The sequence below is a fragment of the Aeromonas sp. TW 6 genome (assembly GCF_013168745.1).
In the GTDB taxonomy this organism is placed as follows: domain Bacteria; phylum Pseudomonadota; class Gammaproteobacteria; order Enterobacterales; family Aeromonadaceae; genus Aeromonas; species Aeromonas caviae.
In genome coordinates this window covers 52,019-68,469 of sequence record NZ_JABERS010000003.1, presented here as the reverse complement: position 1 = coordinate 68,469, position 16,451 = coordinate 52,019, and the positions used below count along the sequence as shown (strand labels likewise).

Genomic DNA, 16,451 nt, shown 5'->3' with positions numbered 1-16,451 from the left:
ACCAATGAGGGGTGACCAGCTCATCGGCGCAGGCCACCCCATGTGCGTGAGGCAGTGCGCCTGCCAGGGGGCACCGATTTGTCGACGACAACGGGGCTTCTCGATGGTAGATTAATCAAATCAAATAGATAGCATCGATCGGGTTTCTCCTATGCAACGTTGGCCCAGCCTGAAGCAGCTCCAGTATCTGGTCGCTCTGGACGAGCACAAGAATTTCAACCGCGCCGCCAAGGCCTGCCATGTCAGCCAGTCGACCCTGAGTACCGGGATCCAGACCCTGGAGGACATGATGAACCTGCAACTGGTAGAGCGGGATCACAAGAGCTTCATCATGACGCCGGTCGGCATGGAGATCGTGGCGCGGGCGCGCAACCTGCTCTCCGACGCCCGGGATCTGATGGAGCTGGGGCAGCAGCAGGGGGGCGTCATGCACGGCACGGTACGCCTGGGCTGCATCCCCACCATCGCCCCCTTCCTGCTGAGCAAGCTGCTGCAGGTGTGCGGCAAGGCCTATCCGGATCTGGAGCTGCTGCTGCGGGAAGACACCACCACCAATCTGCTCAAGCAGCTGGAGCAGGGGCAGCTCGATCTGCTGATCCTGGCGCTGCCGGTGGAGATCGGCGGCTTCCACAGCAAGACCGTCGGCCAGGATCCCTTCCACATGGTGATGCCCTCCCACATGGCGGCGGGCCTGCACATGCCGTTCGACTACAAGGAGCTGCCCAACCAGAGCATCTTCCTGCTGGAGCGGGAGCACTGCCTGACGGAGCACGCGGTGAGCGCCTGTCGGCTGCGGGACAAGAGCAAGATCAACCCGTTCGCCGCCACCAGCCTGCACACCCTGGTGCAGATGGTGGGGGCCGGTCTTGGCACCACCTTCCTGCCCCAGATGGCCATAGATGCGGGCATCCTCGACAACACGGACCTGGTGGCCATCCCCCTGCCCGGGGAGAAACCCTATCGGGAGATAGGCCTGGTGTGGCGCCCCAGCACCACGCGGGTGCAGACCTTCTACAAGATTGCCGAGTTGCTGACGCCGCTCATTACCCCCAAACCGGCGGGGTGATCCAGTGGTTGCCCCCACAGGCGGCCACTCGTCAATGCCGTTGTCATTCAGGTTCCAGGCAGGATCATCGTCTATGATGAACCCCGTGCCCTATCAAGGAGTTGAGATGTTTCGCACCTTGCTGCTGCCCCTGCTGGCCCTGCTTCTCGCCGCCTGCTCCAGCACGCCGGAGCCTCCCCCTCCCGTGCGCCAGAGCGGCGCATTCGACAACTTCTATCAGCAGTGGCGCGGCGTGCCCTATCGCATGGGCGGTACCAGCCGCGCCGGTCTCGACTGCTCCGCCTTCACCCAGCTCGCCTACAGCCAGGTCCTGGGCTTCACCCTGCCCCGCACCACGGAATCCCAGGCGAGCCTCGGCCGCCCGGTGGACAGATACCGTCTCCAGCACGGGGACCTGGTCTTCTTCAAGACCGGCTGGCAGCAGTACCACGTCGGGGTCTACACCGGGGCAGGTGAGTTCATCCACGCCTCCACCAGCAAGGGCGTGATCCGCTCGCGCCTCGACAACGTCTACTGGAACAGCCGCTACTGGCAGGCCCGCAGGCTGGTCCAGTAGGTGTGACCCCCAACATGAAAAGGCCCCGAGGGGCCTTTTCATGTTGTTGTCGGGTCAGTGCTTGCGGTGCCAGCGGGGCGAGGTGGCACGCTCCCCCCAGGGGGTCATGCAGGGCAGCAGGGCCCCCTCGATGACGCCCTCATGGCTCGCCAGCGCCAGGGCAATCTTTTCGTGGAGCAGGCGCAGCAGGTTCTTCTCCTGGCCCGCCAGGGAGTGGCCTGCGGCGAAATACTCCTGCTGATGTTGCAGCGCCAGCTTCTGGGCAAACTCATAGGTATTGAAACTGTCCGGCATGCGCGCGATCACGTCATCCAGCCGGGCCAGCAGGCTATGCAATTCCCTGGTCATGTGCGGTTCTCCCTCCGAGTTGGTGACCCACAATTACCCCTTATTAGATAGAAGACCAATCCAGATACCTCAAAAATGGGAGCCCGGGCACAGTTCCGGACAACGCTGCCCACTGGCAGCCACCCTCTGCCCTCGCCCGGTTTACAAGTCGGCAACGAATCGCTAGATTTGGACCGACTAATCAGTCGGTCACTTTTCGTGCGGAGCATGCCATGGACACCACCGTCACCCCCGCCTCACCGGACAAGTTCTCCCTCCCCGAGCAACTGCATCGGCTCAGGCAGGCCAGCCAGGCCACCCCCATGCCGGATCTGGCGTCCCGCCTCGCCAGACTTGATGCCCTCAAGCAGGGGCTGCTGCGCCACAAGCAGGCACTGTGTCAGGCCCTGGCCCGGGACTACGGCCAGCGCAGCGATTACGACAGCCTGATCGCCGATGTACTCCCTTGCGTCATGCAGATCAACTACACCCAGAAACGGCTCAAGGGGTGGATGAAACCGGAGCGCCGTCATTCCGGCCTGCTGCTGGCCCCCGCCAGGGTCGAGGTGCACTATCAGCCTCTCGGCGTGGTCGGCATCATGGTGCCCTGGAATTTCCCGGTGATGCTGAGCCTCGGGCCCCTCATCGGCGCCCTCGCCGCCGGCAACCGCGCCATGATCAAGCTCTCCGAGCTCACCCCTCACACCAACGCCGTGCTGCGCTCCCTGCTCGATGAGGCCCTCGGCGGTGACGAGGTGGTGGTCATCGAGGGGGATGCGGGGATCGCGGCCGCCTTCAGCGCCCTCCCCTTCGACCATCTCATCTTCACCGGCTCCACGGCGGTGGGTCGGCTGGTGATGGCCGCGGCCGCCCCCCAGCTCACCCCCCTCACCCTGGAGCTCGGCGGCAAGAGCCCCTGTCTCATCGCCCCCGACATGCCCCTGGCCCTGGCGGTGGAGCGGATGATCTTCGGCAAGAGCCTCAACGCCGGCCAGATCTGCGTGGCCCCCGACTACGTGCTGCTGCCGAGGGGGCAGGAGCAGGCCTTCATCGAGGCCTATCAGGCCCATTTTCGCCGCCTCTACCCTCAGGGGCTCGAGAGCCCGGATTATGGCGCCATCATCAACGCTCCCCAGTACGAGCGGCTCACCGCCTGGCTGGAAGAGGCGAGGCAGGCCGGCGCCCAGACCCACCCCTGCGTCACGCCCGCCCGGGATGACGCCACCCGCAAGCTGGTGCCCCACCTGCTGACCGAGGTGCCCGGCCACTGCCAGGTGATGCAGCAGGAGATCTTCGGCCCCCTGCTGCCCCTGGTGCCCTATGACGACATCGAGGAGGCCCTGGCCTATGTGGCGGCCCGGCCCCGCCCCCTGGCGCTCTATCTGATGAGCCTGGACGAGACGCTGCAACGCCGCCTCATCCGGGAGACCCACGCCGGGGGCATGGCCATCAACGAGAGCCTGTTCCAGGTGGCGGCGGACGATGCCCCCTTCGGCGGCATCGGTCCCTCCGGCATGGGCCACTATCACGGCCGCGAGGGGTTTCTCACCTTCTCCAAGGCGAAAACCGTGCTGCGCCGCGGACGCTTCAGCACAGGCTCCCTCATTCACCCCCCCTATCGGCGCTGGTACCAGCGGCTGATGATGGCCCTGTTCCTGCGCTAGGAGGCGAGATGCGAGAAACCATGACCGACAAACGCCGCCAGATCCTGGATGCCGCCCTGGCCCTGTGCGCGGAGGATGGCCTGCAGGGCGCCGCCACCGCCCGCATCGCCAAGGCGGCCGGGGTGGCCAATGGCACCCTGTTTCATCACTTTCCCAGCAAGGAGGTGCTGATCCAGAGCCTCTACCAGGACATCAAGCTGCGCCTTGGCGCCGCCATCACCGAGGCCGATGCCGCCCTGCCGCTCCAGGAGCAGGCCCGCCACTACTGGCACCAGGCCATGGGCTGGATGCAGGCCCACCCCCGTGAGCTCAGGTTCGTGCTGGGCTTTTTCCACTCCCCCCTGCTGGCCCGCCCCCTGCGCAGCCAGATCCTGGCGGAGACCCTGCATTTTCTGCCGAGCCTGCTCGCCCGGGGCCAGGCCAGCAGCGAGCTGATGTCGGCCCCGCCTGCCCTCATGCTGGAGGTGTGCCAGGGCCAGTTTCTGGCCTGCGCCTCCCTCTTTGTCGATCAGCCTGAACTGGGAGAAGACCCCCACTGGCAGGAGAGCGCCTTCACCCTCTTCTGGTCCGCCATCAGCGGAGGTTCCCATGCGCCCTGACACCCTGCTTGCCACCGGCAGACGCCTCTGGATTGGCAGCCTGCTCTGGATCATCGGCCGCACCCTGTGCCGCGCCGCCCGGGTCGACGAGGCGGTGCGCCGCGAGCTTGCCCCCCTGCCGGACGGCCTCACCATCAGGCTGGAGGTAAGCGGCATGACCCGGGGGCTGAGTCTCTACAAGTTCGCGGGGCGCTGGCACTGCGGTGAGGAGGCTGGCAGGGCGCACTCGACCTGTGCCCATGACAGCCACCACCTCCTGCGGGTGCGCTTCAAGCACCCCGCCATCGCCTTTCGCGCCCTCAGTTTTCGCCTCGGCATCAACCAGGCCTTTTGCGAAAACCGGCTGCTGGTGGAGGGGGATCTCGACGCGGCCATGCACCTGGTGCGAGCGCTTGAGCAGTTGCAGAGCCTGATCCTGCCCGCCTTCATCGCGCGGCCCCTGCTTCGCCACTACCCGGACCCGCATCGCAAGCTCGCGCGGGCCTGCCACATCTATCTGGGTCTGCTGACCGGTTGAACACGAGGAGAACGGGATGAGCCGTTATTACGATTTTTTCTGCCCGGTCAAGCTGATGGCGGGGGAGCAGGCGCTGGAACAGTTGCCGGATGCCTTGAGGGGATTGGGAGCTGGCCGCCCGCTGCTGCTCACCGACAAGGGGGTCAGCGGCAGCGGGCTCGCCACCCTGCTGGCCGATGTGATGGCCGAAGGGGCCTTGCCGGTCGCCGCCATCTGGGACGAGATCCCGGCAGACTCCTCCACCGCCGTGGTGGAGCGGATCGCCCGCCACTACCGGGAGCTGGGCTGTGACAGCCTGCTCGCCCTTGGCGGCGGCTCCGTCATCGACACCGCCAAGGCGGTGAACATACTGGCGACCCTGGGGGGCGAGCGGCTGCTCGACTATGCCGGAGCGGATTGCCTGACCCGTCCCCTCAACCCCCTGGCGGTGGTCCCCACCACGGCGGGGACCGGCTCCGAAGTGACCCTGGTGGCGGTGATCAAGGACGAAGGGAGCGGGCGCAAGGTGCCCTTCACCTCCCCCTTCCTGCTGCCCCGGCTGGCGGTGCTGGATCCCCGCTTCACCCTGGGGCTGCCGCTGCCCATCACCGCCGCCACCGCCATGGATGCCATGACCCACGCCATCGAGGCCTTCATCGGCAACGGCAAGAACCCGGTCAGTGACGCCCTGGCCCTGATGGCAGTGGAGAAGATTGCCACCGCCCTGCCCAGGGTGCTGGCCCACCCGACGGACAAGGGCCTGCGGCTGCAACTGGCAGAGGGCTCCACCCTGGCGGGCATGGCGTTTTCCAACTCCATGGTGGGGCTGGTGCACGCCCTCGGCCACAGTCTGGGGGCGCGCTGCCACCTGCCCCATGGCCTCTGTATGAACCTCTTCCTGCCCACCGTGCTCGACTACAACCGGCCCGGCATCGACCCCGAGCTGGCCCGCCTGCTGCTGCCCCTGGTGGGGCCGGAGCGCTTTGCCGCGACCCCGGCCGAGGGGAGACCCCAGGCCACCATCGAGGCGTTGCAGGCACTGCGCGATACCCTGTGGCAGACGGTCAAGCTGCCCCGCACCCTGCGGGAGGCGGGCCTCACCGACAAGACGCTGCTGCCCGGGATCCGGGATCTCGCCATCAACGACGGCGCCCTGCTCTACAGCCGCAAGGATGCGGACAGGGACCAGTTGCTGGTCCTGCTGGAGCGGGCCTGGGAGTAACGGGCCCCTTGCCCGTCAGACATCGGGGGTGAAGACCCCGGTGGAGAGATAGCGATCCCCCCGATCGCAGATGATCGCCACCACCACCCCCTGCCCGATCTCCGCCGCCACCCGCAAGGCCCCGGCCACCGCGCCACCCGAGCTGACACCGCAGCAGATCCCCTCCTCCCGCGCCAGGCGGCGCATCATGACGAGGGACTCTTCCAGTGTCACATCCAGCACCCCATCGACCCGCGCAGGCTCGAAGATGGCGGGCCGGTAGGCCTCGGGCCAGCGGCGAATGCCGGGGATCTGGCTCCCCTCGGCCGGTTGCAGGCCGATCACCGCCACCGCCGGGTTCTGCTCCTTGAGGTAGCGGGAGACCCCCATGATGGTGCCCGTGGTGCCCATGGCCGAGACGAAGTGAGTGACCGCCCCGCCGCTCTGGCGCCAGATCTCGGGGCCGGTGGAGCGGTAGTGGGCATCCGGGTTGGCGGGGTTGTTGAACTGATCGAGCACCAGTCCTTCCCCCCGCGCCTGCATGGCCAGGGCGAGGTCTCGCGCCGCTTCCATGCCCTCTTCCACCAGCACCAGCTCGGCGCCGTAGGCCTGCATGGCGTCGCGCCGCTCCTGGCTCATGTTGCTCGGCATGATGAGCCGCATCCGGTAACCCCGGGACGCCGCCACCATGGCCAGCGCGATGCCGGTATTGCCGGAGGTGGCCTCGATGAGCCGGGCTCCTGGGGCTAAGTGACCACTCGCCTCTGCCTGCCTGATGAGGTTCAGCGCCGCCCTGTCCTTGACGGAGCCGGCGGGGTTGTTGCCCTCCAGCTTCACCAGCAGGGTGACGCCGGGGTGCGGATTGATGCGGCGCAGCGCCAGCAGCGGGGTGTTGCCTATCAGATCGTCCAGGGTGGCGAAGGCCATGACGGATCCATCCTCTCTCAATGTTCTATACCTTGCCTTGCGACCATTCGCAGGCCGGCCAGTGTAAGCGAGCCCGCCATGGGCGCAAAGAATGGCGTTGGCAAACCCTGTCCGCCATGTTCTGATCTTCCCATTCACCCAGAGAGGACTCCCGATGAGCGACATCCTTCACCAGGCCGATCAGCAGCAGTTTGTCTGCACCGTGGACGGCAAGCTCTCCCGCCTTGCCTATCGCCGGCTGGACGCCACCACGGTGGACGCCTACAGCACCCAGGTTCCCCCCGAGCTGCGCGGACAGGGGATTGCCGACAAGCTGGCCCGCCGCTTCTACGACTGGACCCTCTCTGAGGGGCTCACCATAGTGCCGAGCTGCAGCTACATCGACGTCTGGTTGCGCCGCAATGCCGGTTGACGCCGCGGCGCTGCGGGAGGCGCACCTGCGGGCCTGCACCGAGGCCCTGCTGCGGGCTGATCACCCGCGCATGGATTGCCTCCGGGCTGCGCGGGAGCTGGCCCTGCCCGACTGGGCTCTGGGGGCGGGGTTTGTGCGCAGCCTCATCTGGGATCACCTCCATCACAAGGCCGAATCCACCCCGCTCAACGACATCGACCTTATCTATCTGGACAGCGCTGATCCGACTGGATTGAAGGAGGCCGATCACGAAGCCTGGCTCGCCGCCAGGATGCCTGGCCAGTTGTGGGAGGTGCGCAACCAGGCCCGCATGCATCTGCGCCAGCAGGTGCCTCCTTTTGCCAGCTCGCTCTCGGCCCTCAGCCACTGGGTGGAGATACCCACCTGCATCGGGGTCCGCCTGCTGGCAGATGATGAGTTCGAGTGGCTGGCCCCCTACGGCTTTGCCCCCAACTGGTCCCTGGTGGTGAGCCCCAATCCGCGCTGTCGCCAGGAGAGCCGTATCTTTAGCGAACGGGTCAGGGCCAAGGAGTGGCAACGCATCTGGCCTGACCTTGTGGTGAACTGGCCATGAGCGGATTGCAAAGGGCCGACGACCTTGGGCACACTAAGAAAAAGATGTTTGTAACTCAATGGGTTAAATAATGCGCGACTTCTTCTCTCTCGAGCGCTGGCTGCCGGGGCTCGCCGCCTTGCTGCAATACCAGCGGGCCTGGCTGATGCCGGATCTTCGCGCTGGCCTCTCGGTCGCGGCCGTGGCCCTGCCCGTGGCCATCGCCTATTCGGAGCTCGCCGGGGTCGGCGCCATCGTCGGCCTCTACTCCTGCATCCTGCCCATGGTGGTGTATGCCCTCTTTGGCACCTCCCGTCAGCTCATCGTCGGTCCGGATGCCGCCACCTGCGCGGTGATCGCCGCCGTGGTAACGCCGCTCGCCGCCGGGGATCCCACCCGTCACTGGCAACTGGTGATGACCATGACCGCCATGACCGGCTTCTGGTGCCTCATCGCCAGCCGCTTCAAGCTGGGGGTGCTGGCAGACTTTCTCTCCCGCCCCATCCTGATGGGGCTGCTCAACGGGGTGGCCATCACCATCATGGTGGGCCAGCTCTCCAAGATCTTCGGCTTCACCTTCAGCGAGCGCTACCTGATAGAGCGGATCCTGAACGGCACCAGTTACATTACCCAGACCCATCTGCCCACCCTGGCCATGAGCCTGACCGCTCTGCTCACCCTGCTGCTGGCCAAGCGCTACAAGCCGGCCTGGCCCTCCTCCATGGTGGCCATGGTGGTGACGGCGGCCCTGGTGTGGCTGTTCAATCTCGGCCGCGTCGACATCGCCACCCTGGGGACCATCGGCTCGGGGCTGCCCGCCTTCCAGATGCCGGACTTTCCCCCCGGGCTTATCCGTGAGCTGGTGCTGCCCGCCCTCAACCTCGCCATGGTGAGCTTCGTCTCCATGATGCTCACCGCCCGCAGCTTTGCCGCCAAGAACGGCTACGAGATTGATGCGGACAAGGAGTTTAGGGCGCTGGGCATGGCGAACCTGGCGGCGGCCGCCTCCCAGGGGTTTGCCATCAGCGGGGCGGATTCGCGCACCGCGGTCAACGACGCCAACGGCGGCAAAAGCCAGCTGGTCTCCATCATCGCCGCCGCCGTCATCGCCCTGGTCACCTTCTACCTGACGGCGCCGCTGCAATACATCCCCACCGCCGCCCTCGGCGTGGTGCTGGTGATGGCCTCCCTGTCGCTGACAGATTTTCGCGGCCTCTGGGCGCTGCGCCACTCGGACCGCGCCGCCTTCTGGCTCGCCCTGGTGACCTTTGTCAGCGTGCTCACCATGGGGGTCATTCCGGGCATCACCCTCGCGGTCCTGCTGGGGCTATTCCAGTTCCTGCGCAACGTGATGCGCCCCACCGACCAGCTGCTCGGCATGGACGACGAGGGCGTGGTGCGCACCCTGGGAGACAACGAGCAGGCCAAGGCGATTCCCGGCATCCTGGTCTACCGCTTCAACTCCCCGCTCACCTACTTCAACGCCCCCTACTTCAAGCGGCGGGTGCTGGCGCTCCTGGTGCAGGATCCCCACAATCCCAGGTGCCTGGTGGTGGATGCGGTGGCCTGCTTCACCCATCAGGACATCAGCGTCATGAGCATGGTGGGAGAGCTGCACAAGGAGCTCAAGCGGCGCGGCATCCACATGGTAATGGCCGGTCGGCACGGCCAGATGAGCCAGTGGTTCAAACAGGCGGGGATCCGGGTCGGCGAGGATGGCATCATCCTCTGCCCCGACATGTACCAGGCCCTGCGCATGACCCGCTGCTACCGGGAGCCGGTGTTCCGGGACGACGAGGGGGTGGAGAGCACCACGGATGCCCTGCTCACCCGCTGGCCGCACGATGACGACCTGCCCGACTCGGCGCGCCTCACCCGCCCCAGCGAGCAGGAGGCCGGCGCCACGCCGGTCTGAGAGACATCCCCTGGTCGCAGGCCCCCTCCTCCTGCGACCAGGATTGCACCCCGCCCCCGCTTGGTGTTAAATGCCCCTCCAGTTGGCCCTGACGAGGGCCATCGCCAGCACCTGGATATCCCATGCAGACTCAATCCCACGCGGGCCCGGGCTCCCTCTTCGCCCTGACCTGGCCACTGTTCATCGATCTGGCCCTTCACTTTCTGACCGGGGCCCTCAACACCTTCATGGTGGGCCACGTCTCCTATCAGGGGGTGGCGGCCCTCGCGGTGGGCAACCAGGTCTTCGATCTCGCCATCACCCTGTTCAGCTTCGTCAGCATCGGCACCAGCGTGGTGATCACCCAGTATCTGGGGGCGGGAGACAAGGAAAAAGCCCGCGTCGTCATCCACACCGCCATCGGCTTCAACCTGCTGGTGGGACTGGTGGCCGCGGTCGGCGTCATGGCGGGGGCCGGCACTATGCTGGCGCTGATGAACCTGCCTGCCCACCTGATGAGCGACGGCAGCCTCTACCTGCAGATCATCGGGCTTTGCCTGCTGCCGGAGGCGGCGGCCCTCTGTCTGGCCGCCACCCTGCGTGCCCACGGACACACCCGCCAGGCCATGTACGTGACCCTCATCGTCAACCTCATCACCTTCGTCGGCAACCTGCTGCTGCTCTACGGCTGGTTCGGCCTGCCCCAGCTCGGGGTCGCCGGGGTCGCCATCAGCACGGTGGCGGGGCGCATCGTCGGGGTGGTGCTGCTGGTGTGGCTGGTGGCGCGCAAGACCGGCATCCGGCTGCGTCTGCCCGAGATCGTCCGCCCAAGCCGCGCCATGCTGGACAAGGTGCTGCACATCGGTCTGCCGGCGGCGGGGGAGAACCTCTCCTGGATGCTGCAGTTCATGGTGGTGACCGCCTTCGTCGGCCTGCTCGGTGACAAGGCGCTGGCGACCCAGTCCTACTTCTTCCAGATCTGCCTGTTCATCCTGCTGTTCGGCCTCTCCATCGGCCTTGGCAACGAGATCATCATCGGCCACCTGGCGGGGGCCCGACGCTTCGATCAGGCCTATCGCCAACTGATGAAGAGCCTGAAACTCGGCCTCATCGTCACCGCCGCCATCGCCATCGCCGCCGCCCTCAACGGCCGCGCCATCATCAGCCTGTTCACCGACGACGCCGACATCATCACCCAGGTGGCGCAACTCTTCCTCATCAGCCTCATCCTCGAACCCGGTCGCACCTTCAATCTGGTGGTGATCAACGCCCTGCGCGCCACCGGGGATGCCCGTTTCCCGCTCTACATGGCGCTCGTCTCCATGTGGGGCATTGCCGTTCCCCTGGCCTATTTCCTTGGTATCATGCAGGGCTATGGCCTGGTAGGCATCTGGCTGGCCCTCGCCTGCGACGAGTGGGTGCGCGGTCTGGCCATGTTCTGGCGCTGGCGCAGTCGTCGCTGGCAAAACAAAATTCTTGTTGAAACATAAGCGGAATCACCATGAAGAAAATCGGACTCTTGTTGACGGCCATCCTGCTCAGCCCGCTCGCCATGGCGCAAACCGCCCCGGCGACCCCCAAGGCGCAGGCTCCCCAGACCTGGTATGTGGCCCCCATCGTCATCGACGAGACCAGCGAAGCCCAGAAGGCCCTGACCAAGGAGTTCACGGCCCAGATGATCAAGACCATCAAGATCAACGAGTACCAGACCGGCAAGGCGGTGGGCAAAACCAAATCGCCCAAGTGGCTGATCCGCACCAAGCTGATGCCCGCAAGCCAAGAGCCCCTGGTCGGCAAGAAGCACCCGCAGGGCCTCACCTATGGCAAGGGCATCCCCACCCAGGAGATCGTCGGCGAGCTCATCATGAACGGCACCCTGGTGGCCCACATCGGTCAGGGCTGGCGCGAACCCATCGTGCCGGGCACACCGGTGGCGGAGAAGATCTCCATCGCCAACTACCAGTACGCCATCGGCAACGAGGCCAAGGCGCCGGATCTGGAAGAGCTGGCGGCGCAGATCGGTTTCGAGGCGGGCAAGGTGATTGCCAGAGACGGCAAGCCCCTGCCCGAGAAGAAAAAGAAAAAAGAGTAAACGGCTCACCCGTTTCCAGTCAGGGGCCTCGCGCCCCTTTCTGTTGCCCGCCCCGTTGCAGACCCCCTCTCCCGAATGTGAAGCGGATCCCGCTTCTTTCCTCTGCTGTCCCTGGGTCAGTAGGCAATCATCATGTAATTCAAACAGTTAAAAATCACCCTTCTTATGCAGCAATTCCGTGGCCCCGAATTGGATCGGGATCACGTTTCTCCCCGGCAGTAAGGGGTACTTTGGTCTTGCAGGCACAATCAAACGACAACAAGGAGGCTTCATTACATGTTTCCGGAGTACAGAGATCTCATCTCGAAACTGAAGAGCAGTGATGTCCATTTCCAGAAGAAGTTTGACTTGCACAACGACCTGGATGCGGAGATCAGAAAGCTGGAGAAACACCACGCCAGCGACTACAGCTCCGAGGTGAAGGATCTGAAAAAACAGAAACTTAAACTGAAAGAGGAGATATACGACATCCTCAAACAACATCCACACTAGACGCCTCGACGAATTGCCCGGATAAGCAACTTATCCCCCAGCCCGGCTTAAAGCCGGGCTTTTTATTGGCCGCTCACGAGGCGCGGGTCTATACCATCCTGTCGGACAACGGGCGCGAGTTCTGTGGGCGTCCTGACCATCACCCCTAAGCTGTTCCTGCAACTGGTGGGGATTGAGCACCGGACCACCAAGGTACGCAGGCCACAGAGCAACGGCTTTATCGAGCGGTCACATCGAACCTTACTGCTTGCTGGATGAACACTTCCGTATCAAGGGGAGGACAACATGGTATGAGTCGGTAGAGCAGATGCAGATAGATCTTGACCACTACCTGGAACACTACAACATCTAGCGGCAACATCAGGACCGGATGATGGAGGGACAGACCCCCTACAGCATGTTCAAAAAGGGACTGAAATTGATACCGAAGGAAGTTCGCTCTAAAGTAGAGTAAAACAAGACACCGGTTTGAGGCCGGTGTCAGGTGATAACTAGATCTGTACAATCTGCACACACATATCATAAAAAATATGCATGTTTTTTGATTGTCATTCTTTAATGTAAGAATTAATCTTATCTACTAAGTATAAATATTTATCAATGTGTTCGGTGCTGACACATGGTTTTATTTTATTGTAGTTTATAATGGACAGCAAATAGGAACGATATCCCTTTAACTTGTTTTGCAGTTGATCATCTGCATACTTCTTGAAGAATTCTAAGTTTCTTCGATACTTAAATTTATGAGTGTGATAGTTAATTTTGAACAGTTTGCTCACTATTGTCACTGGGGCGATTTTTTTATCTAGCAAGTAAACCATTTTCTGTATGATTTTAGTTTTTTTAATTGATAGTCGTATAGTGCCTACAGGTTCTTCCTTATAAACATGTAGGTGTCTAGTTTTCTTTCCTTTTTCATTCTGAATCACATATCCATTGAGTGATATTGTATTCTCACATGCTATTCTTTTCTTTTTGTTAAGTTTTAAGTTTAGAATTGCGACAAAGATTGATATCTCTTTTTCAAATTGCTCGCTATGAATGAATTTATTGTCAGGGGATGAGAAAAGTAGATCGTCTGCATATCTAGTATATTTAACTCTTTTATCATCGCAGAACTTTTGAATGATAAGATCAATTTTCCTGAAAATTATATTAGATATAACTGGTGATGAGGGGAAACCTATAGGTAATATTCTTTTTCCATTAATTAACTCGCATGAACAACTTTCTGAAACTTTGTGCGTCACGACTAGAGAAGCGATATCGAAAGGAGATAATGTATCACTTCCCTTTTTTTCATCACTGAAAAGACTGAGCAATAAATCGTCAATTAGATCACTGTCGATTGTATGAAAAAAATTCTTAATATCTAGCCGAAGAAAATAATACCCAGTCACATGCGGTTGAAGAAAATCATAATAGGATTTGCTTCTAATAAAACCACAAGCAGAGGAGTTCAGTGGGATTTGAGATAAAATGATATTAGTAATTCTTTTATTTATGTTCTTATGAGGAGTTCTATCTTGAATTTCAAAGAAAAAATCATCTCCCACCTGATGTTCAACTACAGATGGCTTAAATGTATTTAGTAGTGTTTCATCTTTATTTAGAATTGCATTTATAAAAAAATCTTTATTCATTTCGTTCATATTTATGCTTCAACCCGATACAAAAGAACAAAATTACACCGAAGGTGTGCCACTAGACCACTAATGATCGCCAACTAGATGGCTAGTAACTATAGGAACTAGGAGGGTCTAGCCCTCTAATGCAGAGCTTGGCTCGTACATCACTCCTCAACTATCGGGTTGAAGCATATCGATTATATCATTCAGTTCAGGAAAGTAAACTCTAAAGAGCTTAGAAAATCTCTCTTTCTTCTTAAGAGATTCAGTTTCAATATATCCTACAGAGAAGTTAAGAAAGCTAGTAGCCCAACCATTTGTTTTTCCTGTATCGAAGTTGCTAATTGTGTTTTTTTCTAAAATATTCATAATTTTTTTTGCAGCCAAAGATGATTTCAAAAGTTTAGCATCAATGGCTTTATTATTTCTTTTGGCATCATTATATGGTTTTATGTTTAGAGCTTTGTAGTCACTTAATGTTTCAGACTTTCCGTTAAATATTATCCTCATATAGGATATTAGCATTTCTTGATCTAGGAAAGTCCTACCACTTACCTTCTCTACAAGTGGTGTCATATCTATATTATGTTCTTCTTTTAGCCACAAATAAAATAATTTAGAAGAGTTTATATTTATTAGGCATCCCTCAAAAGTCGTTTTGTTGATATAGCAATTTTTTAGTAGCAAATATTTGTTAATAGAATTATGGATTGATATTAAGTCTACGTTTTTATGAAACCTCTGGCTGGTTTTGGAAAGAGATACCTTCATGCTGGATATGTATAACAGGTCGTCAATATTGTTTTTAATTGCTCGGTATCTTTCACTGTAACCAAGTGAGTACTTCTTTCTTTCAGCTATTAAATCATGACGTTTAAGACTAAAGTAATTACCATTTTTCGTCAGGTTAATTATGCTTTTTTTTCCATCCTTTGATATATTCCATGCCTTGTCGGCATCAAAAAGAAACAAATATGGAATAGCTGTATTAGAATAAGATGGGTTAACTCGCTCACCCACAACATTACTACTGCTCTTGTATATGTCAATTTTGGTAAGCTGTGGAAAGTGCTTGGATAGCTTCATATTACCAAATACCTCCAACTCAGTTTCACCCTCAACAAAAAGAATGAAGTTGCTGAAGAACAACCTGGCTTCGTTATCGCTAAATATGTTTATAAAACTGTCGCTATTGTATTCTGAGTTTAATTTTTTTATGGAGGTTGAAGAGTGATGCGTTTTCTTGAAGAAAAGAACGTTTTGTCGTTGGTTGAATTTTTTTATTATTTCTTTGACAATATTTGGTGAGTGAGTGGCGATGAATATTTTGGGTTGGATAGTCTTTTTCTCATATTCATCGCTGTATTTATAATATCCATAAATGTCACTAATCAACACCTCGTTCATCTTAGGGTGAAGTCCCAGTTCTGGCTCATCGATATAAACGAATGGTGTTATGTACTCTCTTTTTGAAATCGTAATTAATATGCGAAGAAACAGTCTAATGAAGTGAAATGAGTTAGTACCATCCGATTGAAACTCCAGTTCGCTTTCATTTATTTCAAATTTATATCCATTCAATCCTGCCTTAATGTATGAAAGTATTTTCTCCTTTTGAGTGCTTTTCTTCGTTGGCATAACCTGATTAAGGTCTTGAATATAGTTCCTATAGGAGTTACTGCTGTCAGGATTGATTACACTATCAAAAAAATCAATGACATCATTATTGCTTATTTTTGATAGGTTGAATGATTTTAATCTGGCGACAAGATCCCACAAATCATCCCACTCATGCAAATCCATATGTCTTGGTTCAATAAAAAAGAAGGGGTAAAGATATAGAATTAAATTTTTTACCTGATGGTCATTTGTAGACCACTTTACAGAGTGGTCATTATAAACATATAGAGTAAGTGTATATTGCGTTCTTTCTGTGCTATATAATCCAATTGAATAAAAACCGCGTTTATGTAGTGGTATTAACTTTCTCATTATAAATTGAAAGTAGCTATTATTTTTATTCTTCCTAGCAATGTTGAATATTCGCGTAGTATCGAAAGTTAGTGTTATACTCCCTTTCCCAGAATAATTAGAATGTAAGCGAGGTGGAAGTGTGTTAAGGCCCTCAAGTTTATTGTAATAAAACTTGAGGGCCTTAAGTAGATTAGACTTCCCAGCATTATTTCTTCCAATAATGCAGTTCATGTCTTTGATGTCTTTAATTTCCAGCGTGTCGAAAGATAAAACATTCTCTATTTTTATTGAGCAAATCGCCATTTATATCACCCAGATAATTTAGTAATACTGAACCGCAAATTTAATTGAGGCTGCATTAGCTGGAATAGAATTAGAAAACTATCTACCGCCCCTGAGTTACAGCTCCCAGATTTCCGCTTTTGACCTCTGATCTGATGACAGTTCCTTGTCATGGGTTGGCCTTGCATGGAGCTTGGGCACAGTGCGGAAATCGTATCTCAAATGGTGCTGGTTGTTGAGCGAAAAGATGGCGGATTTGAGGGGGGATCACAGATTCTGCAAAGTAAC

At 57.9% G+C, this 16,451-nt stretch carries 16 protein-coding genes and 1 pseudogene; 13 read left to right on the top strand and 4 right to left on the bottom strand.

The features are described from left to right. Nucleotides 1-151: 151 nt before the first annotated feature. Both HKD46_RS02130 and HKD46_RS02125 read left to right on the top strand, forming a co-directional pair. Nucleotides 152-1,066 carry a hydrogen peroxide-inducible genes activator gene (locus tag HKD46_RS02130; RefSeq protein WP_010674086.1) on the top strand — a complete coding sequence of 305 codons (915 nt, stop codon included), beginning with the start codon at nucleotides 152-154 and terminating at the stop codon, nucleotides 1,064-1,066. Nucleotides 1,067-1,172: 106 nt separating this feature from the next. Beyond that, nucleotides 1,173-1,622, top strand: a complete 450-nt coding sequence (locus tag HKD46_RS02125) for a C40 family peptidase (protein ID WP_029314241.1) — start codon at nucleotides 1,173-1,175, stop codon at nucleotides 1,620-1,622. A 54-nt stretch (nucleotides 1,623-1,676) separates the two neighbouring features. On the opposite strand, the gene HKD46_RS02120 is transcribed toward HKD46_RS02125, so the two are convergent. Then, entirely contained in the window at nucleotides 1,677-1,970 is a 294-nt protein-coding gene (locus tag HKD46_RS02120) for a hypothetical protein (protein WP_010674084.1), read from the bottom strand. A gap of 212 nt (nucleotides 1,971-2,182) precedes the next feature. Here HKD46_RS02120 and HKD46_RS02115 point away from each other — a divergent pair, with 212 nt between their 5' ends. Genes HKD46_RS02115 through HKD46_RS02100 form a run of 4 tightly spaced genes read left to right on the top strand, consistent with a single transcriptional unit; the run spans nucleotide 2,183 to nucleotide 5,930 of the window. After that, nucleotides 2,183-3,613 (top strand): coniferyl aldehyde dehydrogenase, encoded by a 1,431-nt coding sequence (locus HKD46_RS02115; RefSeq protein WP_171864863.1) that lies wholly within the window; start codon nucleotides 2,183-2,185, stop codon nucleotides 3,611-3,613. A gap of 8 nt (nucleotides 3,614-3,621) precedes the next feature. Beyond that, nucleotides 3,622-4,212 carry a TetR/AcrR family transcriptional regulator gene (locus HKD46_RS02110; protein ID WP_171864862.1) on the top strand — a complete coding sequence of 197 codons (591 nt, stop codon included), beginning with the start codon at nucleotides 3,622-3,624 and terminating at the stop codon, nucleotides 4,210-4,212. Beyond that, nucleotides 4,202-4,729, top strand: coding sequence for a hypothetical protein (locus HKD46_RS02105; protein ID WP_171864861.1), 528 nt, complete (start codon nucleotides 4,202-4,204; stop codon nucleotides 4,727-4,729). The genes HKD46_RS02110 and HKD46_RS02105 overlap by 11 nt, the downstream gene beginning before the upstream one ends. 16 nt (nucleotides 4,730-4,745) lie before the next feature. After that, the gene (locus HKD46_RS02100; protein WP_171864860.1) at nucleotides 4,746-5,930 is read left to right on the top strand and encodes an iron-containing alcohol dehydrogenase; all 1,185 of its coding nucleotides are present in this window, start codon (nucleotides 4,746-4,748) and stop codon (nucleotides 5,928-5,930) included. Between the two features lie 15 nt (nucleotides 5,931-5,945). On the opposite strand, the gene cysM is transcribed toward HKD46_RS02100, so the two are convergent. Next, on the bottom strand, nucleotides 5,946-6,836 hold the full coding sequence (gene cysM, locus HKD46_RS02095) for a cysteine synthase CysM (RefSeq protein WP_010674079.1): 891 nt from the start codon (nucleotides 6,834-6,836) through the stop codon (nucleotides 5,946-5,948). A gap of 154 nt (nucleotides 6,837-6,990) precedes the next feature. Between cysM and HKD46_RS02090 the strand changes: the two genes are divergently transcribed. The 7 genes and pseudogenes from HKD46_RS02090 to HKD46_RS02060 all read left to right on the top strand — a co-directional run. Continuing rightward, nucleotides 6,991-7,248 (top strand): GNAT family N-acetyltransferase, encoded by a 258-nt coding sequence (locus tag HKD46_RS02090; protein WP_041212700.1) that lies wholly within the window; start codon nucleotides 6,991-6,993, stop codon nucleotides 7,246-7,248. Then, entirely contained in the window at nucleotides 7,238-7,822 is a 585-nt protein-coding gene (locus tag HKD46_RS02085; RefSeq protein ID WP_171864859.1) for a nucleotidyltransferase family protein, read from the top strand. The genes HKD46_RS02090 and HKD46_RS02085 overlap by 11 nt, the downstream gene beginning before the upstream one ends. Nucleotides 7,823-7,892: 70 nt before the next feature. Next, nucleotides 7,893-9,716 carry a SulP family inorganic anion transporter gene (locus tag HKD46_RS02080; RefSeq protein ID WP_171864858.1) on the top strand — a complete coding sequence of 608 codons (1,824 nt, stop codon included), beginning with the start codon at nucleotides 7,893-7,895 and terminating at the stop codon, nucleotides 9,714-9,716. Between the two features lie 122 nt (nucleotides 9,717-9,838). Beyond that, nucleotides 9,839-11,185 (top strand): MATE family efflux transporter, encoded by a 1,347-nt coding sequence (locus tag HKD46_RS02075; protein WP_010674075.1) that lies wholly within the window; start codon nucleotides 9,839-9,841, stop codon nucleotides 11,183-11,185. A gap of 11 nt (nucleotides 11,186-11,196) precedes the next feature. After that, on the top strand, nucleotides 11,197-11,787 hold the full coding sequence (locus tag HKD46_RS02070; RefSeq protein ID WP_039039859.1) for a hypothetical protein: 591 nt from the start codon (nucleotides 11,197-11,199) through the stop codon (nucleotides 11,785-11,787). A gap of 276 nt (nucleotides 11,788-12,063) precedes the next feature. Further along, a complete protein-coding gene (locus HKD46_RS02065; RefSeq protein ID WP_005313020.1) occupies nucleotides 12,064-12,279 on the top strand; it encodes a YdcH family protein in 216 nt (71 codons plus the stop codon). Between the two features lie 74 nt (nucleotides 12,280-12,353). After that, a pseudogene (locus HKD46_RS02060) lies at nucleotides 12,354-12,733 on the top strand (integrase core domain-containing protein); the annotation flags it as partial. A gap of 94 nt (nucleotides 12,734-12,827) precedes the next feature. Here the strand turns inward: HKD46_RS02060 and HKD46_RS02055 are convergent. Then, nucleotides 12,828-13,931, bottom strand: a complete 1,104-nt coding sequence (locus HKD46_RS02055; RefSeq protein ID WP_171864857.1) for a reverse transcriptase domain-containing protein — start codon at nucleotides 13,929-13,931, stop codon at nucleotides 12,828-12,830. Between the two features lie 147 nt (nucleotides 13,932-14,078). Next, the gene (locus HKD46_RS02050) at nucleotides 14,079-16,184 is read right to left on the bottom strand and encodes a retron Eco8 family effector endonuclease (protein WP_171864856.1); all 2,106 of its coding nucleotides are present in this window, start codon (nucleotides 16,182-16,184) and stop codon (nucleotides 14,079-14,081) included. Between the last annotated feature and the right edge of the window lie 267 nt (nucleotides 16,185-16,451).